This window comes from Streptomyces sp. NPDC000983 (assembly GCF_040299205.1).
Classification (GTDB): Bacteria; Actinomycetota; Actinomycetes; order Streptomycetales; family Streptomycetaceae; genus Streptomyces.
This window is the reverse complement of record NZ_JBEPBM010000055.1, coordinates 1-24,833: the sequence shown is the minus strand read 5'-3', so window position 1 is coordinate 24,833 and position 24,833 is coordinate 1. Positions and strand designations below refer to the sequence as shown.

Annotated in this window: 19 protein-coding genes, 1 tRNA gene and 1 pseudogene; 19 read left to right on the top strand and 2 right to left on the bottom strand. The window is 67.6% G+C overall.

Annotated elements, in window-relative coordinates; genetic code table 11:
• Positions 1-4: 4 nt before the first annotated feature.
• The 3 genes and pseudogenes from ABT296_RS35025 to ABT296_RS35015 all read left to right on the top strand — a co-directional run bounded on the left by ABT296_RS35025 (position 5) and on the right by ABT296_RS35015 (position 2,300).
• Positions 5-385: a DUF3291 domain-containing protein gene (locus ABT296_RS35025; RefSeq protein ID WP_351933562.1), complete on the top strand. Its 381-nt coding sequence runs from the start codon at positions 5-7 to the stop codon at positions 383-385.
• A 58-nt stretch (positions 386-443) separates the two neighbouring features.
• A pseudogene (locus tag ABT296_RS35020) lies at positions 444-1,517 on the top strand (UDP-N-acetylmuramate dehydrogenase); the annotation flags it as partial.
• A gap of 75 nt (positions 1,518-1,592) precedes the next feature.
• On the top strand, positions 1,593-2,300 hold the full coding sequence (locus ABT296_RS35015) for a hypothetical protein (protein WP_351933560.1): 708 nt from the start codon (positions 1,593-1,595) through the stop codon (positions 2,298-2,300).
• Here the strand turns inward: ABT296_RS35015 and ABT296_RS35010 are convergent.
• Complete coding sequence (locus tag ABT296_RS35010) at positions 2,245-3,285, bottom strand: adenosine deaminase (RefSeq protein ID WP_351933559.1); 1,041 nt, start codon at positions 3,283-3,285, stop codon at positions 2,245-2,247. The two genes, ABT296_RS35015 and ABT296_RS35010, sit on opposite strands and share 56 nt — an antisense overlap.
• A gap of 121 nt (positions 3,286-3,406) precedes the next feature.
• Positions 3,407-4,630 (bottom strand): pyridoxal phosphate-dependent aminotransferase, encoded by a 1,224-nt coding sequence (locus ABT296_RS35005; protein ID WP_351933557.1) that lies wholly within the window; start codon positions 4,628-4,630, stop codon positions 3,407-3,409.
• A 249-nt stretch (positions 4,631-4,879) separates the two neighbouring features.
• Between ABT296_RS35005 and ABT296_RS35000 the strand changes: the two genes are divergently transcribed.
• The 16 genes from ABT296_RS35000 to ABT296_RS34925 all read left to right on the top strand — a co-directional run bounded on the left by ABT296_RS35000 (position 4,880) and on the right by ABT296_RS34925 (position 24,659).
• Positions 4,880-4,952: transfer RNA gene (locus tag ABT296_RS35000), tRNA-Trp, on the top strand.
• A gap of 108 nt (positions 4,953-5,060) precedes the next feature.
• A complete protein-coding gene (secE, locus tag ABT296_RS34995) occupies positions 5,061-5,348 on the top strand; it encodes a preprotein translocase subunit SecE (RefSeq protein ID WP_351933555.1) in 288 nt (95 codons plus the stop codon).
• A gap of 80 nt (positions 5,349-5,428) precedes the next feature.
• On the top strand, positions 5,429-6,286 hold the full coding sequence (nusG, locus tag ABT296_RS34990) for a transcription termination/antitermination protein NusG (RefSeq protein WP_351933553.1): 858 nt from the start codon (positions 5,429-5,431) through the stop codon (positions 6,284-6,286).
• Between the two features lie 170 nt (positions 6,287-6,456).
• On the top strand, positions 6,457-6,891 hold the full coding sequence (gene rplK / locus ABT296_RS34985) for a 50S ribosomal protein L11 (RefSeq protein ID WP_186281124.1): 435 nt from the start codon (positions 6,457-6,459) through the stop codon (positions 6,889-6,891).
• Positions 6,892-6,966: 75 nt separating this feature from the next.
• Complete coding sequence (gene rplA / locus ABT296_RS34980) at positions 6,967-7,698, top strand: 50S ribosomal protein L1 (protein ID WP_351933550.1); 732 nt, start codon at positions 6,967-6,969, stop codon at positions 7,696-7,698.
• Between the two features lie 194 nt (positions 7,699-7,892).
• A complete protein-coding gene (locus ABT296_RS34975; protein WP_351933548.1) occupies positions 7,893-8,753 on the top strand; it encodes an SCO4651 family lipoprotein in 861 nt (286 codons plus the stop codon).
• 304 nt (positions 8,754-9,057) lie between these two features.
• Positions 9,058-9,588: a 50S ribosomal protein L10 gene (gene rplJ, locus ABT296_RS34970; RefSeq protein ID WP_351933546.1), complete on the top strand. Its 531-nt coding sequence runs from the start codon at positions 9,058-9,060 to the stop codon at positions 9,586-9,588.
• A 121-nt stretch (positions 9,589-9,709) separates the two neighbouring features.
• The gene (rplL, locus tag ABT296_RS34965; RefSeq protein WP_351933581.1) at positions 9,710-10,093 is read left to right on the top strand and encodes a 50S ribosomal protein L7/L12; all 384 of its coding nucleotides are present in this window, start codon (positions 9,710-9,712) and stop codon (positions 10,091-10,093) included.
• Positions 10,094-10,684: 591 nt separating this feature from the next.
• Entirely contained in the window at positions 10,685-14,170 is a 3,486-nt protein-coding gene (rpoB, locus tag ABT296_RS34960) for a DNA-directed RNA polymerase subunit beta (protein WP_351933544.1), read from the top strand.
• Between the two features lie 94 nt (positions 14,171-14,264).
• The gene (locus tag ABT296_RS34955; RefSeq protein WP_351933543.1) at positions 14,265-18,164 is read left to right on the top strand and encodes a DNA-directed RNA polymerase subunit beta'; all 3,900 of its coding nucleotides are present in this window, start codon (positions 14,265-14,267) and stop codon (positions 18,162-18,164) included.
• Positions 18,165-18,489: 325 nt separating this feature from the next.
• Positions 18,490-18,963 carry a DUF1707 and DUF4190 domain-containing protein gene (locus ABT296_RS34950; RefSeq protein ID WP_351933541.1) on the top strand — a complete coding sequence of 158 codons (474 nt, stop codon included), beginning with the start codon at positions 18,490-18,492 and terminating at the stop codon, positions 18,961-18,963.
• 336 nt (positions 18,964-19,299) lie between these two features.
• Positions 19,300-19,671 (top strand): 30S ribosomal protein S12, encoded by a 372-nt coding sequence (gene rpsL, locus ABT296_RS34945; RefSeq protein ID WP_003948652.1) that lies wholly within the window; start codon positions 19,300-19,302, stop codon positions 19,669-19,671.
• A gap of 2 nt (positions 19,672-19,673) precedes the next feature.
• Complete coding sequence (gene rpsG / locus ABT296_RS34940; protein WP_005481264.1) at positions 19,674-20,144, top strand: 30S ribosomal protein S7; 471 nt, start codon at positions 19,674-19,676, stop codon at positions 20,142-20,144.
• 39 nt (positions 20,145-20,183) lie between these two features.
• On the top strand, positions 20,184-22,310 hold the full coding sequence (gene fusA / locus ABT296_RS34935; protein WP_351933538.1) for an elongation factor G: 2,127 nt from the start codon (positions 20,184-20,186) through the stop codon (positions 22,308-22,310).
• 156 nt (positions 22,311-22,466) lie between these two features.
• Entirely contained in the window at positions 22,467-23,660 is a 1,194-nt protein-coding gene (gene tuf, locus ABT296_RS34930; RefSeq protein ID WP_033528329.1) for an elongation factor Tu, read from the top strand.
• Between the two features lie 171 nt (positions 23,661-23,831).
• Positions 23,832-24,659, top strand: coding sequence for a hypothetical protein (locus tag ABT296_RS34925; RefSeq protein ID WP_351933536.1), 828 nt, complete (start codon positions 23,832-23,834; stop codon positions 24,657-24,659).
• The last annotated feature ends 174 nt before the right edge of the window (positions 24,660-24,833 follow it).

Sequence of the window (24,833 nt, the reverse complement as noted above, 5' to 3'; positions counted from 1 at the left end):
CACCGTGCCCACTCTTCCCTGGACCGTTCCGAACACTCCGCCGGCCGGTGCCGAGGTGCACGTCTTCGCCTCCCGGTTCGAGACCCGCAGCCACTGGGGCGCGCTGAAGTTCTTCCTCCGCACCCCGGGCGTGTGGCGGCAGGTCGGCCGGGCGCCCGGCGCCTACGGGGCCACTCTCAGGGCCCAGCCCCTGCGCCGTACCTTCTGGACCCTGTCCGCCTGGGAGTCGCCGCAGGCACTGCGCGCCTTCGCCCGCTCCGGCACCCACGCCCCCACCTCGCGGGGCCTGGCCCCCCGGATGAAGGACGCGAAGTACGTCACCTGGACGGCGAGGAGCGACGACCTCCCGCTCGACTGGGCCGAGGCGATCCGCCGCCTCGGCTGAGCCACGCCGGCCCCGCGAACGACATGACGAACGGCCCCGCCCGAACCGGCGGGGCCGTTCTCGTACCCTTGAGCCCGTGCAGGAACTCCACGACGCCCCGCTCGCCCCCCTGACCACCTTCCGGCTCGGCGGGCCGGCCACCCGGCTGGTCACCGCCACCACCGACGCCGAGGTGATCGCCGCCGTCCGCGAGGCCGACGCCGCGGGCACCCCGCTGCTGGTCATCGGCGGCGGCTCGAACCTGGTCATCGGCGACCGGGGCTTCGCCGGCACCGCGCTCGTCATCGCCACCCGGGGCTTCGAACTCGCCGGCACCCGTCTGGAACTGGCGGCGGGAGAGGTGTGGACCGACGCCGTCGCCCGCGCCGTCGAGGCCGGACTGGCCGGCATCGAATGCCTGGCCGGCATCCCCGGCTCGGCCGGCGCGACCCCCATCCAGAACGTCGGCGCCTACGGCCAGGAGGTCTCCTCCACGATCACCGAGGTGATCGCCTACGACCGCCGCAGCGGCGAGACGGTGACGCTCTCCAACGAGGAGTGCGCCTTCTCCTACCGGCACAGCCGCTTCAAGGGCGACCCCGAGCGGTACGTCGTCCTGCGCGTCCGCTTCGAGCTGGAGGACGCGGACGGACTGTCCGGGCCGATCAAGTACGCCGAGACCGCCCGGGCCCTCGGAGTCGGCGCCGGTGAGCGGGTGCCGCTGGCCGCGGCCCGCGAGACCGTGCTGAAGCTGCGGGCGGGCAAGGGCATGGTCCTGGACCCCGAGGACCACGACACCTGGTCCGCCGGATCGTTCTTCACCAACCCGATCCTCACCGACGCACAGTTCGCGCACTTCCACGCGCGCGTGCGCGAGCGGCTCGGCGACGGCGTGGAGCCCCCGGCCTACCCGGCGGGGGAGGGGCACACCAAGACCTCCGCCGCCTGGCTGATCGACAAGGCGGGCTTCACCAAGGGCTACGGCGACGGACCCGCGCGCATCTCCGGCAAGCACACCCTCGCCCTCACCAACCGGGGCTCGGCGACCACCGAGGACCTGCTGGCGCTGGCCCGCGAGGTCGTGACCGGGGTCCGCGAGGCCTTCGGGATCACCCTGGTCAACGAGCCGGTGACGGTCGGCGTCAGCCTGTAGGGCCCGGGCGCGCGGGGAAACCCCGTTGCGCGGGGCGCCGTCCGGCCGGGACCCTCGGGCCATGAGGCATCGCGCATGCGGCTGAGGCTGACCGAGTTCAGGCCCCGGACCGGACCCCACGAACACCGCGTGGTCCGGCCCAGGACCCCCTTGCGGCACACCTCACTGACCGCCCCCGACCCCGTCGGCATGCTGCTCGGCGACCACGACGGCCTGAACCGGCTCGCGGGCCTGTTCTCCTTCGCCGCCCACTCCCCGCACACGGTCGTCCACATCCCCCTGCGCGACGGGACCCCGCCCGACGAGGGCGTCGGCGAGAGGGTCGACCTGGTACTCGCCCACCGCACCCTGGGCCTGCGCCCCAGCCAGTGGCCCGCACTCCGTGCCAAGCTGCGCGCGGGCACCCCGCTGACCGCCCGCACCGACGAGGCCCGCACCGCCCGGCACGCCGAGTCCTGGCACGCGGCGCAGACCCGGCCGGACCTGTGGGACGACTTCCGGCACACCACCCACGCCCGGACGCTCTTCCTGTTCGGCGGCCGGGACCTGTTCGCCCACACCGCCACCGAGTTCGCCTACACGGCCGGCTTCGGCCCGCGCCACAAGGGCGTCGCCAAGGGGCACGCGGCGATGATGTCCGGGCTGGCCCTGGCCCAGCCACCGGGCGGCGGCGGACACCCCTACGAGGTGCTGCTCTGCTTCAAGCCGTATCCGCCCTACGCCCACTTCAGGCGACCGGGCGGGTCAGCCACTCGTCCACCCCGGCCAGCAGCCGCGACCTGACCTCCTCCGGCGCCGCCGACGCCCGTACCGACTGCCGGGCCACCTCCGCCAGTTCCGCGTCCGTGAAGGCGTGGTGCTGCCGGGCGATGTCGTACTGGGCCGCCAGCCGGGAGCCGAAGAGCAGCGGGTCGTCGGCGCCCAGGGCCATCGGGACCCCGGCCTCGAACATCCGGCGCAGGGGTACGTCCTCGGGCTTCTCGTAGACGCCCAGCGCCACATTGGACGCCGGGCACACCTCGCAGGTCACCCCGCGGTCGGCCAGGCGCTTGAGCAGGCGGGGGTCCTCCGCCGCGCGCACGCCGTGGCCGATGCGGTCGGCGTCCAGGTCGTCGAGGCAGTCGCGGACCGAGGCGGGGCCGGTCAGCTCGCCGCCGTGCGGGGCGGACAGCAGCCCGCCCTCCCGGGCGATGGCGAAGGCCCGGTCGAAGTCCCGCGCCATGCCCCGGCGTTCGTCGTTGGACAGCCCGAAGCCGACCACCCCGCGGTCCCCGTACCGCACCGCGAGCCGGGCCAGGGTGCGGGCGTCCAGCGGGTGCTTCATCCGGTTCGCCGCCACCAGCACCCGCATGCCCAGGCCGGTGTCCCGGGAGGTCGTCTCCACCGCGTCCAGGATGATCTCCAGCGCCGGGATCAGACCGCCGAGCCGGGGCGCGTAGGACGTCGGGTCCACCTGGATCTCCAGCCAGCCCGAGCCGTCCCGCAGATCCTCCTCGGCGGCCTCGCGCACCAGGCGCTGGATGTCCTCCGGCTGCCGCACGCACGAGCGCGCCGCGTCGTACAGACGCTGGAAGCGGAACCACCCCCGCTCGTCCGTCGCCCGCAGTTTCGGCGGCTCCCCGCTGGTCAGTGCTTCGGTGAGCGCCTCGGGCAGGCGGACGCCGTACTTGTCGGCCAGCTCCATGACGGTGCCGGGCCGCATGGACCCGGTGAAGTGCAGGTGCAGATGGGCCTTCGGCAGCTCAGAGACATCACGTACACGCTCCATCCCGAAATCCTGCCGCACGGCACCGCCGTCCCGGTACCGCTTTCCCCGTTCGTGGTCTTGCTCGCACAAACGAACAGGGCGCCCGGGAAGTCCCCGGGCGCCCTGTCGGAGAGCGTTGCGGCTACTTGGCCTCCGCCAGCAGCTTCTGGATGCGGCTCACGCCCTCGACGAGGTCCTCGTCACCGAGCGCGTACGACAGCCGCAGGTAGCCCGGCGTGCCGAAGGCCTCGCCCGGGACGACCGCGACCTCGGCCTCCTCCAGGATCAGCTCGGCCAGCTCCACGCTGGACTGCGGGCGCTTGCCGCGGATCTCCTTGCCCAGCAGACCCTTCACCGACGGGTACGCGTAGAAGGCGCCCTCGGGCTCCGGGCAGACCACGCCGTCGATCTCGTTGAGCATCCGCACGATCGTCGTGCGGCGGCGGTCGAAGGCCTCGCGCATCGTCGCGACGGCGTCCAGGTTCCCGGAGACGGCGGCCAGCGCCGCGACCTGGGCGACGTTGGAGACGTTCGAGGTGGCGTGCGACTGGAGGTTCGTCGCGGCCTTGACCACGTCCTTCGGGCCGATGATCCAGCCGACCCGCCAGCCCGTCATCGCGTACGTCTTGGCGACACCGTTGACGACGACGCACTTGTCGCGCAGCTCGGGCAGGACCGCGGGCAGCGAGGTGAAGGTCGCGTCGCCGTAGACGAGGTGCTCGTAGATCTCGTCCGTCATCACCCACAGGCCGTGCTCGACGGCCCAGCGGCCGATCGCCTCGGCCTCCTCGGCGCTGTAGACGGCGCCGGTCGGGTTGGAGGGGGAGACGAAGAGGACGACCTTGGTGTTCTCCGTGCGGGCGGCCTCCAGCTGCTCCACGGAGACGCGGTAGCCGGTCGTCTCGTCCGCGACGACGTCCACCGGGACACCGCCGGCCAGCCGGATCGACTCGGGGTAGGTCGTCCAGTACGGGGCGGGGACGATGACCTCGTCGCCCGGGTCGAGGATCGCGGCGAAGGCCTCGTAGATGGCCTGCTTGCCGCCGTTGGTGACGAGGATCTGCGAGACGTCCGGCTCGTAGCCGGAGTCGCGCAGCGTCTTCGCGGCGATGGCGGCCTTCAGCTCGGGCAGACCGCCGGCCGGCGTGTAGCGGTGGTACTTCGGGTTCTTGCAGGCCTCGACGGCCGCCTCGACGACGTAGTCGGGGGTGGGGAAGTCGGGCTCGCCCGCGCCGAAGCCGATCACCGGACGCCCGGCGGCCTTGAGGGCCTTGGCCTTGGCGTCCACGGCGAGGGTGGCGGACTCGGAGATCGCGCCGATTCGGGCGGAGACCCGGCGCTCGGTGGGAGGGGTTGCAGCGCTCATGGCCCCATCGTTCCAGACCGGAAACGCACGCGGCACGCGGGTTTCACAGACTGAACAACGTCTGAACAACCGTCCGGTTCCACCCCCCACGCTGGGCGATCTTCCCTCCCCAAGGCTCCTACGGGCACTTTCTGTTCGACGGGGAGCCCCGGACCACGTACACTCACACCTCGTTGGCCTTCAGCAGCCCGCCTTCCTACGGTGCACACCGAGCACCCGTCCGGATGCGGTACGTTGGTGGACACACAAAGGGTCGTAGCTCAATTGGTAGAGCACTGGTCTCCAAAACCAGCGGTTGGGGGTTCAAGTCCCTCCGGCCCTGCTACACACATCATCGCCAGGATGTGTGCGCATGTACGTACAGAAATGCACCGCCGTGCGGCTCGAACCGGGCGCGGCACGGCCACGACCCGGAATCAGGTGAGGAAGAGTGACGGACGCCGTGGGCTCCATCGACATGCCTGATGCCGAGGACGAGGCGCCGGATTCCAAGAAGAAGACCCGCAAGGGCGGAAAGCGCGCCAAGAAGGGCCCGCTGAAGCGTCTTGCCCTCTTCTACCGCCAGGTCGTCGCAGAGCTCCGCAAGGTCGTCTGGCCGACGCGCAGTCAGCTCACGACTTACACGACCGTGGTGATCGTCTTCGTCGTCATCATGATCGGCCTGGTCACCGTGATTGACTATGGGCTCGACCACGCAGCCAAGTACGTCTTCGGCTGAGCCAGCAGCGAAGGGCGCCGCGGTTACCGGCGCCCCTTTTCGCATGTTCCACCCCTAGTACCCAGGAAGAAGCAGCCACCGTGTCTGACCAGAACCTGAACGACGCCGCCGAGCCGGACGAGACCGTGTCCGTGGAGGACGAGCTCGACATCGTCGAGGGCGCGGACGAGGACCTGGACGAGGTGGAGGCTGCCGACGCCGAAGCCGGCGAGCCCGCCGAGGAAGCGGCCGTTCACGTCGAGGACGAGGACGAGGCCGAGGACGCCGAAGAGGACGAGCTCGAGGCGGCCGAGGAGGCCGACGAGGAGCCCGCCGAGCCGGTCGACCCCATCGCCGCGCTGCGCGAGGAGCTCCGGGTCCTGCCCGGCGAGTGGTACGTGATCCACACCTACGCCGGCTACGAGAACCGCGTGAAGACCAACCTGGAGCAGCGCGCCGTCTCGCTGAACGTCGAGGACTACATCTTCCAGGCCGAGGTGCCGCAGGAAGAGGTCGTCCAGATCAAGAACGGCGACCGCAAGACGATCCGCCAGAACAAGCTCCCCGGCTACGTCCTGGTCCGGATGGACCTCACGAACGAGTCCTGGGGCGTCGTCCGCAACACCCCCGGTGTCACCGGCTTCGTCGGCAACGCCTACGACCCGTACCCGTTGACGCTGGACGAGATCGTCAAGATGCTCGCCCCGGAGGCCGAGGAGAAGGCCGCCCGCGAGGCCGCCGAGGCCGAGGGCAAGCCGGCGCCGCAGCGCAAGGTCGAGGTCCAGGTGCTGGACTTCGAGGTCGGCGACGCGGTCACCGTCACCGACGGTCCCTTCGCCACCCTCCAGGCCACGATCAACGAGATCAACCCCGACTCCAAGAAGGTCAAGGGTCTCGTCGAGATCTTCGGCCGGGAGACGCCGGTCGAGCTGTCGTTCGACCAGATCCAGAAGAACTAGTTCTCTCTGGCCGCACTGCTTCCGACCAGGTCAGGTGGGCGCTCCCGCGTCCCGCCTGACCTGCTCGGTTTTTGACCGCGCATCCATACCCGTTATCGTTGTGCGGTATGCCTGCGTCCGGGTGGTCCCCGTGCGTGGGCAGGACCCGAATCGAAAGGACCCGGAGAGCTATGCCTCCCAAGAAGAAGAAGGTCACGGGGCTCATCAAGCTCCAGATCCAGGCCGGTGCCGCCAACCCGGCTCCGCCGGTCGGCCCCGCGCTGGGTCAGCACGGCGTCAACATCATGGAGTTCTGCAAGGCCTACAACGCCGCGACCGAGTCGCAGCGCGGTTGGGTCATCCCGGTGGAGATCACGGTCTACGAGGACCGCTCCTTCACCTTCGTGACCAAGACGCCGCCGGCCGCCAAGATGATCCTCAAGGCCGCGGGCGTGGAGAAGGGCTCCGGCGAGCCGCACAAGACCAAGGTCGCCAAGATCACCGAGGCGCAGGTCCGCGAGATCGCCACCACGAAGATGCCCGACCTCAACGCCAACGACCTGGACGCCGCTGCGAAGATCATCGCCGGCACCGCCCGTTCCATGGGCATCACGGTCGAGGGCTGACGCCACCTTTCCAGCAGAAGTGGTGGGGCCTGCTCGGCCCGGTACCACGACTCCTAAGAAACCCCAGGAGCAGTAGTGAGCAAGCGCAGCAAGTCTCTCCGCGCTGCGGACGCCAAGATCGACCGGGAGAAGCTCTACGCCCCGCTCGAGGCCGTCCGTCTCGCCAAGGAGACCTCCACGTCCAAGTTCGACGGCACCGTCGAGGTCGCCTTCCGTCTGGGTGTCGACCCGCGCAAGGCCGACCAGATGGTCCGTGGCACCGTGAACCTTCCGCACGGCACCGGTAAGACCGCCCGGGTCCTGGTCTTCGCGACCGGTGACCGTGCCGAGGCCGCGCGTGCCGCGGGCGCCGACATCGTCGGCTCCGACGAGCTGATCGACGAGATCGCCAAGGGCAACCGCCTCAACGAGTTCGACGCCGTCGTCGCCACCCCGGACCTCATGGGCAAGGTCGGCCGCCTCGGCCGCGTCCTCGGCCCGCGTGGTCTCATGCCCAACCCGAAGACCGGCACCGTGACGCCCGACGTCGCCAAGGCGGTCAACGAGATCAAGGGCGGCAAGATCGAGTTCCGCGTCGACAAGCACTCGAACCTGCACTTCATCATCGGCAAGACGTCCTTCGAGGACACCCAGCTGGTGGAGAACTACGGCGCGGCCCTGGAGGAGATCCTCCGTCTGAAGCCGTCCGCCGCCAAGGGCCGCTACATCAAGAAGGCCGCCATCAGCACCACGATGGGCCCCGGCATTCCGCTGGACTCGAACCGCACCCGCAACCTCCTCGTCGAGGAGGACCCGGCCGCGGTCTGAGCCTGACGGCCCACCGAAGTCGGTCACGGGCCCCGCACCTTCCCAGGTGCGGGGCCCGTTCCCTTTTCCCGGCCCCTCTCCGGGCGGCCCCAACGCCGCCCGCACGCAACGGAATTGAGAGGACCGCTTCCCTCGTGATCGGTTACGCTCTCGGCTCCGCTGTGAATCGCTCATGTGTTCCTTGGGGGGAATCGATGAGGTCTTCCGTACGCCGTTCCACGCACCGCCGCGCCGTCGGCGCCGGACTCGCCGCCGTGGCCCTCGCCGCCGGCGCGGTGAGCTGTTCCAAGGGTGACGCCGAGGAGTCGCCGAAGATGACGCCCGCGGCCGCCGTGGCCGCCGCGGCGAAGAACTCGGACGACATCACGTCCCTGCGCTACAAGATGTCGGGCGAGGTGCCGGAGCAGGGCCGGGTCAAGGCCGAGGCCAGCATGAGCATGGAGCCCGAGCTGGCCATGAGCATGAAGATGACGGCCCTCGACGAGGGGGCGGACGGCACGGTGGAGATCCGGCTCGTCGACAAGGCCATGTACCTCGGCGGCAACCCCGAGATGGCCAAGGAGATGGACGGCAAGAGCTGGATGAAGTTCGACCTGTCCGCGCTCGGCGACGAGGCGCTCGGCGGGGGCGCTCCCGGCGCGAGCCAGGCCGAGCAGAACCCGGCGGCGGACTCCCAGCTCCTCACCGGCTCCAAGGACCTGGAGAAGGTCGGCACCGAGACCGTCGACGGCGTCGAGACGACCCACTACAAGGGCACCGTCCCCCTCGACGCGCTCCGCGACTCGCTGAAGGGCGAGGACAAGGACGTCCGCAAGAAGCGCGAGAAGAGCATCAAGCAGTACGAGGACATGGGCATCGACACGCTCACGATGGACATGTGGATCGACGGCGACGACCACACCAAGCAGTTCCGGATGAAGGGCGAGGCCGACAAGGGCCCCCTCGACCTGACCATCACCTTCCTCGACTACAACAAGCCGGTGACCGTGAAGGCGCCGCCCGCGAAGGACACCTTCGACCTGGCCGAGATGATGAAGGAGCTGGAGGAGGGCTGAGCCCGGGCCGACCCCCGTAGGAGCGGATTTGCACCGTCGGGACCCGGTCCCGTACTCTCCTTGAGAAGCCCAAGACCGCTGGTCGTTGCCGTCTCCTCGCAAGAGGGTGCGGTGGCCGAAGGATCCGCTGAACTGCGGACGACCCGCGCAGGTGACTGTGGAAGTGCTCCTGGATCGGTTCCGTTCCAGCGGAATCCCATCCGGTTGAGCTACGCCCCGTGCGCCTGCGCCGGGGCGTTTCGTTTTCCCCAGTCCTCCTTCGGGTCCGCGCGGTCCGAATCACCCGGAAGGAGGCCGAGGCTCTATGGCGAGGCCCGACAAGGCTGCCGCGGTTGCCGAGCTGACGGACAAGTTCCGCAGCTCCAACGCCGCCGTGCTGACCGAGTACCGCGGTCTCACCGTGGCGCAGCTCAAGACGCTGCGTCGTTCGCTCGGTGAGAACGCCCAGTACGCCGTGGTGAAGAACACGCTGACCAAGATTGCGGCCAACGAGGCCGGGATCACGCTGGACGACCAGCTCTTCGCTGGTCCGACTGCCGTCGCCTTCGTCACCGGTGACCCGGTGGAGTCGGCGAAGGGTCTTCGTGACTTCGCCAAGGACAACCCGAACCTCATCATCAAGGGCGGTGTCCTTGACGGTAAGGCGCTGTCCGCCGATGAGATCAAGAAGCTTGCGGACCTCGAGTCCCGCGAGGTTCTGCTCGCCAAGCTGGCGGGCGCCATGAAGGGCAAGCAGACGCAGACTGCGCAGCTCTTCCAGGCGCTTCCCTCGAAGCTCGTCCGCACCGTGGACGCCCTTCGCGCCAAGCAGGACGAGCAGGGCGGTGCCGAGTAATTCGGCTCGCATCATGATCGCCGCCTGAGGCCCAGCGCCAGGGGCAGCGGTCGTCGCGGGCCGAATGTACGCCCGCCATTCATGTACATCCGGCACCAGCCGAATTAGTGGAAGGAAAGCCATCATGGCTCTCACCCAGGACGAACTGCTCGCCGAGTTCGAGACGATGACCCTCATCCAGCTCTCCGAGTTCGTGAAGGCGTTCGAGGAGAAGTTCGACGTCACCGCCGCCGCCGCGACCGTCGTCGCCGGTCCGGCCGGCCCCGGCGCCGCTGCCGAGGTCGAGGAGGAGAAGGACGAGTTCGACGTCGTCCTCACCGCCGCCGGTGACAAGAAGATCCAGGTCATCAAGGTCGTGCGCGAGCTGACCTCCCTGGGTCTGAAGGAGGCCAAGGACCTCGTGGACGGCGCCCCGAAGCCCGTTCTCGAGAAGGTCGCCAAGGACGCCGCGGAGAAGGCCGCCGAGGCCCTCAAGGGCGCCGGCGCGTCCGTCGAGGTCAAGTAAGACCTCACGGGTCCACAGGGACTCGTTGCGAGCTGATTGCCGCCCGACAGGGCTGTAACGCGAGTGCATCGAAGAGCGATCATCCATCCGGGTGGTCGCTCTTCGGCGTTCCTGGAGGGGCGGTCGCGGTTGCCTTGCACGCGAGGTCACGAGGGGTATGGTGATCTTCGTCGTGTCTCCGGCGGGACCCCGTATCGGCAAGACAGGTCTTGACGAACCGCACGCAGCGCGCAATTCTCAGGACGCGTCGTCACAACGGTCCGAATCCGAGGCATGGATCGACGGCGAAGAGGGCAGTATCAACGTGCATCGAGGGCGGGCATGCCGAGGGCGTTGAGGACGACGAGGGTCGCTAAGAGGGTTCCGAAAAACCCGCACTGGACATCAGTGTGCCAAGTGGCTACACTGACCCTTTGCGCTGCCTGTTAGCTGTCCCCTGCCCGTCACCAGGGGCATGCCCTCACCTGAGCACAGACGATCGGACCATCCCTGACCTGGCCAAACGGCCATCCGAGGGAAAGCCCGTCCGTTGTGTCCCGGAGAGGGGCCGGTACGCGCGTAGTGAGTCCGAGCCCTCGGAAGGACCCCCTCTTGGCCGCCTCGCGCACTGCCTCGACCGCGAATACGAACAACGCCGCCAGCACCGCCCCGCTGCGCATCTCCTTTGCAAAGATCAAGGAGCCCCTCGAGGTTCCCAACCTGCTCGCGCTGCAGACCGAGAGCTTTGACTGGCTGCTCGGGAACACCGCCTGGCAGAGTCGGGTCGAGGCGGCTCTGGAGTCAGGTCAGGACGTCCCCACCAAGTCCGGTCTGGAGGAGATCTTCGAGGAGATCTCCCCGATCGAGGACTTCTCCGGGTCGATGTCGCTGACGTTCCGCGACCACCGCTTCGAGCCGCCGAAGAACAGCATCGACGAGTGCAAGGAGCGCGACTTCACGTACGCCGCCCCGCTCTTCGTGACGGCTGAGTTCACCAACAACGAGACCGGCGAGATCAAGTCCCAGACGGTCTTCATGGGCGACTTCCCGCTCATGACCAACAAGGGCACCTTCGTCATCAACGGCACCGAGCGTGTCGTGGTGTCCCAGCTGGTCCGCTCGCCCGGTGTCTACTTCGACTCCTCCATCGACAAGACGTCCGACAAGGACATCTTCTCGGCCAAGATCATCCCGTCCCGGGGTGCCTGGCTGGAGATGGAGATCGACAAGCGCGACATGGTCGGTGTCCGCATCGACCGCAAGCGCAAGCAGTCCGTCACCGTCCTGCTCAAGGCGCTCGGCTGGACCACCGAGCAGATCCTCGAGGAGTTCGGCGAGTACGAGTCCATGCGCGCCACCCTGGAGAAGGACCACACCCAGGGCCAGGACGACGCGCTGCTCGACATCTACCGCAAGCTGCGTCCGGGCGAGCCCCCCACGCGTGAGGCCGCGCAGACGCTGCTGGAGAACCTGTACTTCAACCCCAAGCGCTACGACCTGGCCAAGGTCGGCCGCTACAAGGTCAACAAGAAGCTGGGTGCGGACGCTCCGCTGGACGCCGGTGTCCTGACCGTCGAGGACGTCATCTCGACGATCAAGTACCTGGTCAAGCTGCACGCCGGCGAGACCGAGACCACCGGGGACAGCGGCGGCACGATCGTCGTCGAGACCGACGACATCGACCACTTCGGCAACCGTCGTCTGCGCAGCGTCGGCGAGCTCATCCAGAACCAGGTCCGCACGGGTCTGGCTCGTATGGAGCGCGTCGTGCGCGAGCGCATGACGACCCAGGACGTCGAGGCGATCACGCCGCAGACCCTGATCAACATCCGGCCGGTCGTCGCCTCCATCAAGGAGTTCTTCGGCACCAGCCAGCTGTCGCAGTTCATGGACCAGAACAACCCGCTGTCGGGTCTCACCCACAAGCGCCGTCTGTCGGCTCTTGGCCCGGGTGGCCTCTCCCGTGAGCGGGCCGGCTTCGAGGTCCGTGACGTGCACCCCTCGCACTACGGCCGCATGTGTCCGATCGAGACCCCCGAAGGCCCGAACATCGGCCTGATCGGCTCGCTCGCCTCCTACGGCCGGGTCAACGCGTTCGGTTTCGTCGAGACCCCGTACCGCAAGGTCGTCGACGGCCAGGTCACCGACGAGGTCGACTACCTGACCGCCGACGAGGAGGACCGCTTCGTCATCGCGCAGGCCAACGCCACGCTCAACGACGACCTCCGGTTCGCCGAGCCCCGCGTCCTGGTCCGCCGCCGTGGCGGCGAGGTCGACTACGTCGGTGGCGAGGACGTCGACTACATGGACGTCTCGCCGCGCCAGATGGTGTCGGTCGCGACCGCCATGATCCCCTTCCTGGAGCACGACGACGCCAACCGTGCCCTCATGGGCGCGAACATGATGCGTCAGGCCGTGCCCCTGATTAAGTCCGAGTCCCCGCTCGTCGGCACCGGCATGGAGTACCGCTCCGCCGTCGACGCCGGCGACGTGGTCAAGGCGGAGAAGGCGGGTGTGGTCCAGGAGGTCTCCGCGGACTACATCACCACCGCCAACGACGACGGCACGTACATCACGTACCGCCTGGCCAAGTTCGCCCGCTCCAACCAGGGCACCTCGGTCAACCAGAAGGTCATCGTCAACGAGGGCGACCGGATCATCGAGGGCCAGGTCCTGGCCGACGGTCCGGCCACCGAGAACGGCGAGATGGCGCTCGGCAAGAACCTGCTGGTCGCGTTCATGCCGTGGGAGGGTCACAACTACGAGGACGCGATCATCCTGTCGCAGCGCCTCGTGCAGGACGACGTCCTCTCCTCGATCCACATCGAGGAGCACGAGGTCGACGCCCGTGACACCAAGCTCGGCCCCGAGGAGATCACCCGGGACATCCCGAACGTCTCCGAGGAGGTCCTCGCCGACCTCGACGAGCGCGGCATCATCCGGATCGGTGCCGAGGTCGTCGCCGGTGACATCCTCGTCGGCAAGGTCACGCCCAAGGGTGAGACCGAGCTGACCCCCGAGGAGCGCCTGCTGCGCGCGATCTTCGGTGAGAAGGCCCGCGAGGTCCGTGACACCTCCCTGAAGGTGCCGCACGGCGAGATCGGCAAGATCATCGGCGTGCGCGTCTTCGACCGCGAGGAGGGCGACGAGCTTCCCCCCGGTGTGAACCAGCTGGTGCGCGTCTACGTCGCGCAGAAGCGCAAGATCACCGACGGTGACAAGCTCGCCGGCCGTCACGGCAACAAGGGCGTCATCTCCAAGATCCTGCCGATCGAGGACATGCCGTTCCTGGAGGACGGCACCCCGGTCGACATCATCCTCAACCCCCTCGGTGTGCCGTCCCGAATGAACCCGGGACAGGTTCTGGAGATCCACCTGGGCTGGCTCGCCAGCCGGGGCTGGGACGTCTCCGGGCTCGCCGACGACTGGGCCCAGCGTCTGCAGGTCATCGGTGCCGACTCCGTCGCGCCCGGTACCAACGTCGCCACCCCGGTCTTCGACGGTGCGCGCGAGGACGAGCTGGCCGGTCTGCTCCAGCACACCATCCCCAACCGCGACGGCGAGCGCATGGTGCTCCCGTCCGGCAAGGCGCGGCTGTTCGACGGCCGTAGCGGTGAGCCGTTCCCGGACCCGATCTCGGTCGGCTACATGTACATCCTGAAGCTGCACCACCTGGTCGACGACAAGCTGCACGCCCGGTCGACCGGTCCGTACTCCATGATCACCCAGCAGCCGCTGGGTGGTAAGGCTCAGTTCGGTGGCCAGCGGTTCGGCGAGATGGAGGTGTGGGCGCTGGAGGCTTACGGCGCCGCCTACGCCCTCCAGGAGCTGCTGACGATCAAGTCCGACGACGTCACCGGCCGCGTGAAGGTCTACGAGGCCATCGTCAAGGGCGAGAACATCCCCGAGCCCGGCATCCCCGAGTCCTTCAAGGTGCTCATCAAGGAGATGCAGTCCCTGTGCCTCAACGTGGAGGTGCTGTCCTCGGACGGCATGTCCATCGAGATGCGCGACACCGACGAGGACGTCTTCCGCGCTGCGGAGGAGCTTGGCATCGACCTGTCCCGGCGCGAGCCGAGCAGCGTCGAAGAGGTCTGACGGGAGTCCGGGGGCCTTCACCACGAAGGCCCCCGGCCCCAGGACCCCCGTATCAGACCCCATGACTTACAACCCTGAGAGGGATTGACGCATAGTGCTCGACGTCAACTTCTTCGACGAGCTCCGGATCGGTCTGGCCACCGCTGACGACATCCGTCAGTGGAGCCACGGCGAGGTCAAGAAGCCCGAGACCATCAACTACCGCACCCTCAAGCCGGAAAAGGACGGGCTCTTCTGCGAGAAGATCTTCGGTCCGACCCGGGACTGGGAGTGCTACTGCGGCAAGTACAAGCGCGTCCGCTTCAAGGGCATCATCTGTGAGCGCTGCGGCGTCGAGGTGACCCGCGCCAAGGTGCGCCGTGAGCGGATGGGCCACATCGAGCTGGCCGCGCCCGTCACGCACATCTGGTACTTCAAGGGTGTCCCGAGCCGGCTGGGCTACCTGCTCGACCTGGCTCCGAAGGACCTCGAGAAGGTCATCTACTTCGCGGCGTACATGATCACGTTCGTCGACGAGGAGCGCCGTACGCGCGACCTGCCCTCCCTGGAGGCGCACGTCTCCGTGGAGCGCCAGCAGATCGAGAACCGTCGCGACGCCGACCTCGAGGCCCGCGCCAAGAAGCTCGAGACCGACCTGGCCGAGCTGGAGGCCGAGGGCGCCAAGGCCGACGTGCGCCGCAAGGTGCGCGAGGGTGCCGAGCGTGAGATGAAGCAGCTGCGCGACCGTGCGCAGCGCGAGATCGACCGTCTCGACGAGGTCTGGACCCGCTTCAAGAACCTCAAGGTCCAGGACCTGGAGGGCGACGAGCTCCTCTACCGCGAGCTGCGTGACCGCTTCGGCACGTACTTCGACGGCTCGATGGGTGCCGCGGCGCTGCAGAAGCGCCTGGAGTCCTTCGACCTCGACGAGGAGGCCGAGAAGCTCCGCGAGATCATCCGTACCGGCAAGGGCCAGAAGAAGACCCGTGCGCTCAAGCGCCTGAAGGTCGTCTCCGCGTTCCTGCAGACCAGCAACAGCCCCAAGGGCATGGTGCTCGACTGCGTGCCGGTCATCCCGCCGGACCTTCGCCCGATGGTGCAGCTGGACGGTGGCCGCTTCGCGACCTCCGACCTGAACGACCTGTACCGCCGTGTGATCAACCGCAACAACCGTCTGAAGCGCCTGCTCGACCTGGGTGCTCCGGAGATCATCGTCAACAACGAGAAGCGCATGCTTCAGGAGGCCGTTGACGCCCTCTTCGACAACGGTCGTCGTGGTCGCCCGGTCACCGGTCCCGGCAACCGCCCGCTGAAGTCCCTGAGCGACATGCTCAAGGGCAAGCAGGGTCGATTCCGTCAGAACCTGCTCGGCAAGCGTGTGGACTACTCCGCGCGTTCCGTGATCGTCGTCGGTCCGCAGCTGAAGCTGCACCAGTGCGGTCTGCCGAAGGCCATGGCGCTGGAGCTCTTCAAGCCGTTCGTGATGAAGCGCCTGGTCGACCTGAACCACGCGCAGAACATCAAGAGCGCCAAGCGCATGGTGGAGCGCGGCCGCACGGTCGTGTACGACGTCCTCGAAGAGGTCATCGCCGAGCACCCGGTGCTGCTGAACCGTGCTCCCACCCTGCACCGCCTCGGCATCCAGGCCTTCGAGCCGCAGCTGGTCGAGGGCAAGGCCATCCAGATCCACCCGCTCGTCTGCACCGCGTTCAACGCGGACTTCGACGGTGACCAGATGGCCGTGCACCTGCCGCTCTCCGCGGAGGCGCAGGCCGAGGCCCGCATCCTGATGCTGTCCTCGAACAACATCCTCAAGCCCGCCGACGGCCGTCCGGTGACGATGCCGACCCAGGACATGGTCCTCGGTCTGTTCTTCCTCACCACCGACGGCGAGCTGCGTGACACCAAGGGCGAGGGCCGGTCCTTCGGCTCCACGGCCGAGGCGATCATGGCGTTCGACGCCGGCGAGCTGGCCCTGCAGTCGGCGATCGACATCCGCTTCCCGGTGGGCACCATCCCGCCGCGCGGCTGGACCCCGCCGGTGCGCGAGGAGGGCGAGCCGGAGTGGCAGCAGGGTGACAGCTTCCGTCTGAAGACCACGCTCGGCCGTGCGCTCTTCAACGAGCTGCTGCCCGAGGACTACCCGTTCGTCGACTACTCGGTGGGCAAGAAGCAGCTCTCCGAGATCGTCAACGACCTCGCCGAGCGCTACCCCAAGGTCATCGTGGCGGCGACGCTCGACAACCTGAAGGCGTCCGGCTTCTTCTGGGCGACCCGTTCCGGTGTCACCGTGGCCATCTCCGACGTCGTCGTTCCCGAGGCGAAGAAGGAGATCGTCCGCGGCTACGAGGCGCAGGACGAGAAGGTCCAGAAGCAGTACGAGCGCGGTCTGATCACCAAGGAAGAGCGCACTCAGGAGCTCATCGCGATCTGGACCAAGGCGACCAACGAGGTCGCCGAGGCGATGAACGCGAACTTCCCCAAGACGAACCCCATCTTCATGATGGTTGACTCGGGTGCCCGAGGAAACATGATGCAGATGCGGCAGATCGCCGGTATGCGTGGTCTGGTGTCGAACGCCAAGAACGAGACCATCCCGCGTCCCATCAAGGCGTCCTTCCGTGAGGGCCTGTCCGTGCTGGAGTACTTCATCTCCACGCACGGTGCCCGTAAGGGTCTGGCGGACACCGCCCTGCGTACCGCCGACTCGGGTTACCTGACCCGTCGTCTGGTGGACGTCTCGCAGGACGTCATCATCCGCGAGGAGGACTGCGGCACCGACCGCGGTCTGAAGCTCGACATCGCCGAGCGCGGTGCGGACGGCGTGCTGCGCAAGGCGGACAACGTCGAGACGTCCGTGTACGCGCGCTGCCTCGCCGAGGACATCGTCGTCGACGGCAAGGTGCTGGCCCCGGCCGGCACCGACCTCGGTGACGTGCTCATCGACGAGCTGGTCAAGTACGGCGTCCAGACGGTCAAGACCCGCTCCGTCCTGACCTGTGAGTCCGCCGTCGGCACCTGCGCCATGTGCTACGGCCGCTCGCTGGCCACCGGCAAGCTGGTCGACATCGGTGAGGCGGTCGGCATCATCGCCGCCCAGTCCATCGGTGAGCCCGGTACCCAGCTGACGATGCGTACCTTCCACACCGGTGGTGTGGCCGGTGACGACATCACCCAGGGTCTGCCGCGTGTCGTCGAGCTCTTCGAGGCCCGTACCCCGAAGGGTGTCGCCCCGATCTCCGAGGCCTCCGGCCGCGTGCGGATCGAGGAGACCGAGAAGACCAAGAAGCTCGTCGTCACCCCGGACGACGGCAGCGACGAGACGGCGTTCCCGATCTCCAAGCGTGCCAAGGTCCTGGTCCGCGAGGGCGACCACGTCGAGGTGGGCCAGCAGCTCACCGTGGGTGCCACCAACCCGCACGACGTGCTGCGCATCCTGGGGCAGCGTGCCGTCCAGGTCCACCTGGTCGGCGAGGTCCAGAAGGTCTACAACTCGCAGGGTGTGTCGATCCACGACAAGCACATCGAGATCATCATCCGGCAGATGCTGCGCCGTGTGACGATCATCGAGTCCGGCGACGCCGAGCTGCTGCCCGGCGAGCTGGTCGAGCGCTCGAAGTTCGAGACCGAGAACCGTCGTGTGGTGCAGGAGGGCGGTCACCCGGCCTCCGGTCGTCCGCAGCTCATGGGTATCACCAAGGCCTCGCTGGCCACGGAGTCCTGGCTGTCGGCGGCGTCCTTCCAGGAGACGACGCGAGTCCTCACGGATGCGGCGATCAACGCCAAGTCCGACTCGCTCATCGGCCTCAAGGAGAACGTCATCATCGGTAAGCTCATCCCGGCCGGTACGGGTCTGTCCCGCTACCGCAACATCCGGGTCGAGCCGACCGAGGAGGCCAAGGCCGCGATGTACTCGGCCGTCGGCTACGACGACATCGACTACTCGCCGTTCGGCACGGGCTCCGGCCAGGCCGTTCCGCTGGAGGACTACGACTACGGTCCGTACAACCAGTAAGCGAGCGTCCGCTTGAGTCGAAGGGCGGTCACCCTGCGGGGTGGCCGCCCTTCGGCGTTCCCCGGCGGTTCTCGGGGGTGGAATCCGGGTTTTCTCCGGGTTCGGGACCGGTGCCTGGAATGCCGGGACGGCGCATCATGGAGGGACTCCGGACAACTGCGGGAGGTGCTCCATGAGCCAGCCGGCGTGGCAGCCGTGGCAGCCGTGGCACGGTGGAGGGCCTGGGGTGCCCGGAGGGCCCGGTGGGCCCGGAGGAGTGGGCGGGCCGGGTGGGCCCGGTGGGCCGCCCCAGCCGTGGGGCGGCGGGCCGGGCGGTCCCGCGTCCATGCTCGCCTCGCACGCCGACCGGGAGCGGGCCGTGGACGTGCTGCGGGCCGGGTTCGGGGAGGGGCGGCTGGAGCGGGACGAGTTCGACAAGCGCGTGGCGCGGGCCTACACGGCCCGTACGGTGGGGGAGCTGGGTCTGCTGGTCGCGGACCTGCCCAACGGGCCCCTGCCGCACTCGGTGCCCTTCGTGGCCGTGCCGCACGGGATGCCCTACGTCGCCCTGCCGCAGCCGCGCACCAACGGCAAGGCCGTGGGTGCCGGGGTGTGCGGAATGCTGTGTCTGGTCAGTTTCGGGCTCACAGGCATACCCGCGGTCGTTCTGGGGCACTCGGCGCGGGCGGAGATACGGCGGACGGGCGAGGCCGGCGACGCGCTGGCGCTGACCGGCCTCGTGCTGGGCTGGATCTCCACGGCCGGTTGGGCGCTGTTCCTGGCGCTGCTGATGGTCGCCGCCGCGGTGTCCGGGGCGTAGTTCGCCGGGATCCGGGGTCGTGGATTCCAGGGTGAGGATCGTGGAATCCAAGATCGATCACCGCGGGTGGGCTTGACATGACCCGTGCCGGGATGTGAGCGGGCCTCATTTGTTTTGACCGCAGCGAATGAGGTAGGTACGCTCAGACCTTGTGCCTGGGGTGTGCCCTGGCTCTCGTGCGTGCCTTCGACCGCATGGCGAGCCTCCACCGGCCACCGCAATCTGCGCCCTTTCCGCCTCACGGCGGGAGTCCGCCGGATTCGACACACCCGACCGCGTGGGTCGGCGACGTTCCAGGTTAGCTTCACCATTCGGCACACAGAAACCGGAGAAGTAGTGCCTACGATCCAGCAGCTGGTCCGTAAGGGCCGGCAGGACAAGGTCGAGAAGAACAAGACGCCCGCACTCGAGGGTTCGCCCCAGCGTCGCGGCGTCTGCACGCGTGTGTTCACGACCACCCCGAAGAAGCCGAACTCGGCCCTGCGTAAGGTCGCGCGTGTGCGTCTGACCAGCGGGATCGAGGTCACCGCTTACATTCCGGGTGAGGGACACAACCTGCAGGAGCACTCCATCGTGCTCGTGCGCGGCGGCCGTGTGAAGGACCTGCCCGGTGTTCGCTACAAGATCATCCGCGGTTCGCTTGACACCCAGGGTGTCAAGAACCGCAAGCAGGCCCGCAGCCGCTACGGCGCCAAGAAGGAGAAGTAGAAATGCCTCGTAAGGGCCCCGCCCCGAAGCGCCCGGTCATCATCGACCCGGTCTACGGTTCTCCTCTGGTGACCTCCCTCATCAACAAGGTGCTGCTGAACGGCAAGCGCTCCACCGCCGAGCGCATCGTCTACGGCGCCATGGAGGGTCTGCGTGAGAAGACCAGCAACGACCCGGTCATCACGCTGAAGCGCGCGCTGGAGAACATCAAGCCGACCCTCGAGGTCAAGTCCCGTCGAGTCGGCGGTGCGACGTACCAGGTTCCGATCGAGGTCAAGCCCGGTCGTGCCAACACGCTCGCGCTGCGCTGGCTGGTCGGTTACTCCCGCGCCCGTCGCGAGAAGACCATGACCGAGCGTCTGCTCAACGAGCTTCTCGACGCCTCCAACGGCCTGGGTGCCGCTGTGAAGAAGCGCGAGGACACGCACAAGATGGCCGAGTCCAACAAGGCCTTCGCGCACTACCGCTGGTAGTCGCTCCCCCCATCGAGACCGAGAGAAGACCGAAGCCTTATGGCTACCACTTCACTTGACCTGGCCAGGGTCCGCAACATCGGGATCATGGCCCACATCGACGCGGGCAAGACGACCACCACCGAGCGGATCCTCTTCTACACCGGCGTCAGCTACAAGATCGGTGAGGTCCACGACGGCGCCGCCACCATGGACTGGATGGAGCAGGAGCAGGAGCGTGGCATCACGATCACCTCTGCTGCCACCACCTGTCACTGGCCCCTCGAGGACAACGACTACACGATCAACATCATCGACACCCCGGGTCACGTGGACTTCACGGTCGAGGTGGAGCGTTCGCTCCGCGTCCTCGACGGTGCCGTCACCGTGTTCGACGGTGTCGCCGGTGTGGAGCCGCAGTCCGAGACGGTGTGGCGTCAGGCCGACCGCTACGGTGTGCCGCGCATCTGCTTCGTGAACAAGCTCGACCGCACCGGCGCCGAGTTCCACCGCTGCGTGGACATGATCAAGGACCGGCTCGGTGCCGTTCCGATCATCATGCAGCTGCCGATCGGTGCCGAGCTGGACTTCAAGGGCGTTGTGGACCTGGTCCGCATGAAGGCGCTCGTGTGGTCCGCCGAGGCCGCCAAGGGCGAGATGTACGACGTCGTCGACATCCCGGCCACGCACGCCGAGGCTGCCGAGGAGTACCGCGGCAAGCTGGTCGAGACCGTCGCCGAGAACGACGACGAGATCATGGAGCTGTTCCTGGAGGGCCAGGAGCCCACCGAGGAGCAGCTGTACGCCGCGATCCGTCGCATCACCATCGCGTCCGGCAAGTCCGACGGCGTCACGGTCACCCCCGTGTTCTGCGGCACCGCGTTCAAGAACAAGGGCGTCCAGCCCCTGCTCGACGCGGTCGTGCGCTACCTGCCGACCCCGCTCGACGTCGAGGCCATCGAGGGCCACGACGTCAAGGACCCCGAGGTCGTCGTCAAGCGCAAGCCGTCCGACGAGGAGCCCCTCTCGGCGCTGGCGTTCAAGATCATGAGCGACCCGCACCTCGGCAAGCTCACCTTCGTCCGGATCTACTCCGGTCGCCTGGAGTCCGGCACCGCCGTGCTGAACTCCGTCAAGGGCAAGAAGGAGCGCATCGGCAAGATCTACCGCATGCACGCGAACAAGCGTGAGGAGATCGAGTCGGTGGGCGCCGGTGACATCGTCGCCGTCATGGGCCTGAAGCAGACCACCACCGGTGAGACGCTGTCCGACGACAAGCAGCCGGTGATCCTGGAGTCCATGGACTTCCCGGCGCCGGTCATCCAGGTCGCCATCGAGCCCAAGTCGAAGGGCGACCAGGAGAAGCTGGGCGTCGCGATCCAGCGCCTCGCCGAGGAGGACCCGTCGTTCCAGGTCCACTCGGACGAGGAGACGGGCCAGACCATCATCGGTGGTATGGGCGAGCTGCACCTCGAGGTGCTGGTCGACCGTATGCGCCGTGAGTTCAAGGTCGAGGCCAACGTCGGCAAGCCGCAGGTCGCCTACCGTGAGACGATCCGCAAGGCCGTCGAGCGTCTCGACTACACGCACAAGAAGCAGACCGGTGGTACCGGTCAGTTCGCCAAGGTGCAGATCGCGATCGAGCCGATCGAGGGCGGCGACGCCTCGTACGAGTTCGTGAACAAGGTCACCGGTGGCCGTATCCCGAAGGAGTACATCCCTTCGGTGGACGCCGGTGCGCAGGAGGCCATGCAGTTCGGCATCCTCGCCGGCTACGAGATGACGGGCGTCCGCGTCACGCTTCTCGACGGTGGCTACCACGAGGTCGACTCCTCCGAGCTCGCGTTCAAGATCGCCGGTTCGCAGGCCTTCAAGGAGGCCGCGCGCAAGGCTTCGCCCGTGCTCCTCGAGCCGATGATGGCCGTCGAGGTCACCACGCCCGAGGACTACATGGGTGAGGTCATCGGCGACATCAACTCCCGCCGTGGCCAGATCCAGGCCATGGAGGAGCGGGCCGGTGCCCGCGTCGTGAAGGGCCTCGTGCCCCTCTCGGAGATGTTCGGCTACGTCGGCGACCTGCGCAGCAAGACGTCCGGCCGTGCGAGCTACTCCATGCAGTTCGACTCCTACGCCGAGGTTCCGCGGAACGTCGCCGAGGAGATCATCGCGAAGGCCAAGGGCGAGTAACGCACCGCGTTCACACGCTTTAGGCTTGACTCCGGAGCCTCGTGGGGCATTCCACCGCAATCGCGGTGAGAGTGCCCCCGGGCCCGGGCATTCCAGCAAAGATCACCTGGCGCCGATGAAGCAAGGCGTTCAGAACCACTCCACAGGAGGACCCCAGTGGCGAAGGCGAAGTTCGAGCGGACTAAGCCGCACGTCAACATCGGCACCATCGGTCACATCGACCACGGTAAGACGACCCTCACGGCCGCCATTACCAAGGTGCTGCACGACGCGTTCCCGGACCTGAACGAGGCCTCGGCGTTCGACCAGATCGACAAGGCTCCTGAGGAGCGCCAGCGCGGTATCACCATCTCCATCGCGCACGTCGAGTACCAGACGGAGACCCGTCACTACGCCCACGTCGACTGCCCCGGTCACGCGGACTACATCAAGAACATGATCACGGGTGCCGCCCAGATGGACGGCGCCATCCTCGTGGTCGCCGCCACCGACGGCCCGATGCCGCAGACCAAGGAGCACGTGCTCCTGGCCCGCCAGGTCGGCGTTCCGTACATCGTCGTCGCCCTGAACAAGGCCGACATGGTGGACGACGAGGAGATCCTGGAGCTCGTCGAGCTCGAGGTCCGTGAGCTGCTCTCCGAGTACGAGTTCCCGGGCGACGACCTGCCGGTCGTCAAGGTCTCGGCGCTCAAGGCCCTTGAGGGCGACAAGGAGTGGGGCCAGTCCGTCCTCGACCTGATGAAGGCCGTCGACGAGAACATCCCGCAGCCCGAGCGTGACGTCGACAAGCCGTTCCTGATGCCGATCGAGGACGTCTTCACGATCACCGGTCGTGGCACCGTCGTCACCGGTCGTATCGAGCGCGGTGTCCTCAAGGTCAACGAGACCGTCGACATCGTCGGTATCAAGCAGGACAAGACCACCACCACGGTCACCGGCATCGAGATGTTCCGCAAGCTGCTCGACGAGGGCCAGGCCGGTGAGAACGTCGGTCTGCTCCTCCGTGGCATCAAGCGCGAGGACGTCGAGCGCGGCCAGGTCATCATCAAGCCCGGTTCGGTCACGCCGCACACCGAGTTCGAGGCCCAGGCCTACATCCTGTCCAAGGACGAGGGTGGCCGCCACACGCCGTTCTTCAACAACTACCGTCCGCAGTTCTACTTCCGTACGACGGACGTGACGGGCGTTGTGACCCTCCCCGAGGGCACCGAGATGGTGATGCCGGGTGACAACACCGAGATGAAGGTGGAGCTCATCCAGCCCATCGCCATGGAAGAGGGCCTGAAGTTCGCCATCCGTGAGGGTGGCCGGACCGTCGGCGCCGGCCAGGTCACCAAGATCAACAAGTAAGTCCGTTGATTGACCTGGTAGACCCCTAGGTCTCCGGAAGGGGCCCGTACGACTTCGGTCGTGCGGGCCTCTTCGCGTTCCCGTGGGGTGCGGTGCCCCGGCCGTCCCGCAAGATCACGGAGTTGAGTACGCTGCTGCTCTTTCCGCACCGCATCACCACACGAGGTACGTATGAGATCCGGCAGACCCACGGCTGTCGTGGCCGGGCTGACGGGCGCTCTCGCGCTCTGTCTGCTCAACGCTCCGGCGGCCCAGGCGCAGGACACCGGGATCACGGTGTCGAACATCGTCGTCAACGGCGGTGAGCCGATCGTGGTCGGCACGACCAAGGAGGTCGAGCCTTCCTTCAGCTTCAGCTACACGCTGCCCTCGGGGTACAGCACGGACGACCCGTTCCGGTACGACGCGCATCCCTTCCTCTACCGCGGTGACATCAACGACGCGGCCGACACCGGGGAGAACTTCATCGACCCGGGCTCGTACACCTGCTACGAGCAGAGCACCAAGAAGGCCGACTGCGAGGGGAACCTGTACATCGATCCCCACCCGAGCCAGGAGCACGTCGACTCCAACAGTGACGCCACCACCTGGAAGGTCGGGGTCTCGCTGATCCTGTTCAAGGCCAACGGCAACCTGGCTGCCGCCGAGCGCGAGAAACGCTCCATGACCGTCCAGCTCAGGCGGGCGTCGAAGCTCACGGTGGACGCGACTCCCGAGCCGGTCGCCAAGGGCAAGACGATCACCGTGACGGGCAAGCTGACCCGTGCGAACTGGAGCACCAAGAAGTACGACGGCTACGGCGGCCGTACGGTCAGGCTCCAGTTCCGCGAGAAGGGCAGTTCGACCTACCGGACGGTCAAGACGGCCACGTCGGGCAGCACCGGCACGGTGAAGTCGACGGTCACCGCCTCCGTCGACGGGTACTGGCGCTGGCTCTACAACGGCAACACGACGACGGGCACGACGAGGACCGCGGGCGACTACGTGGACGTGCGCTGAGGTCCGCCGCCATCCTTTTCGCCATCGCGTCGAACTGAAGTGCCGTGTAAGTTCACGTGTGCATACGGGAGTTGACCATGTGCGCGTGACGGGGGTTGCGGTATGGCGGGGCATCGGCCGACGGACTGGCATGTGCTGGATCTGGAGAGGGATCCGGTGCCGGGGGATCCGCAG

Bases quoted from the DNA above. Each gene is read 5' to 3' on its own strand.
- rpsG (WP_005481264.1), top strand. From the start codon at position 19,674: ATGCCTCGTAAGGGCCCCGCCCCGAAGCGCCCGGTCATCATCGACCCG.
- ABT296_RS35015 (WP_351933560.1), top strand. From the start codon at position 1,593: ATGCGGCTGAGGCTGACCGAGTTCAGGCCCCGGACCGGACCCCACGAA.
- ABT296_RS34950 (WP_351933541.1), top strand. From the start codon at position 18,490: ATGCTCGCCTCGCACGCCGACCGGGAGCGGGCCGTGGACGTGCTGCGG.
- rplK (WP_186281124.1), top strand. From the start codon at position 6,457: ATGCCTCCCAAGAAGAAGAAGGTCACGGGGCTCATCAAGCTCCAGATC.
- ABT296_RS35010 (WP_351933559.1), bottom strand. From the start codon at position 3,285: ATGGAGCGTGTACGTGATGTCTCTGAGCTGCCGAAGGCCCATCTGCAC.
- ABT296_RS34975 (WP_351933548.1), top strand. From the start codon at position 7,893: ATGAGGTCTTCCGTACGCCGTTCCACGCACCGCCGCGCCGTCGGCGCC.
- rplJ (WP_351933546.1), top strand. From the start codon at position 9,058: ATGGCGAGGCCCGACAAGGCTGCCGCGGTTGCCGAGCTGACGGACAAG.
- ABT296_RS35005 (WP_351933557.1), bottom strand. From the start codon at position 4,630: ATGAGCGCTGCAACCCCTCCCACCGAGCGCCGGGTCTCCGCCCGAATC.
- ABT296_RS34925 (WP_351933536.1), top strand. From the start codon at position 23,832: ATGAGATCCGGCAGACCCACGGCTGTCGTGGCCGGGCTGACGGGCGCT.
- fusA (WP_351933538.1), top strand. From the start codon at position 20,184: ATGGCTACCACTTCACTTGACCTGGCCAGGGTCCGCAACATCGGGATC.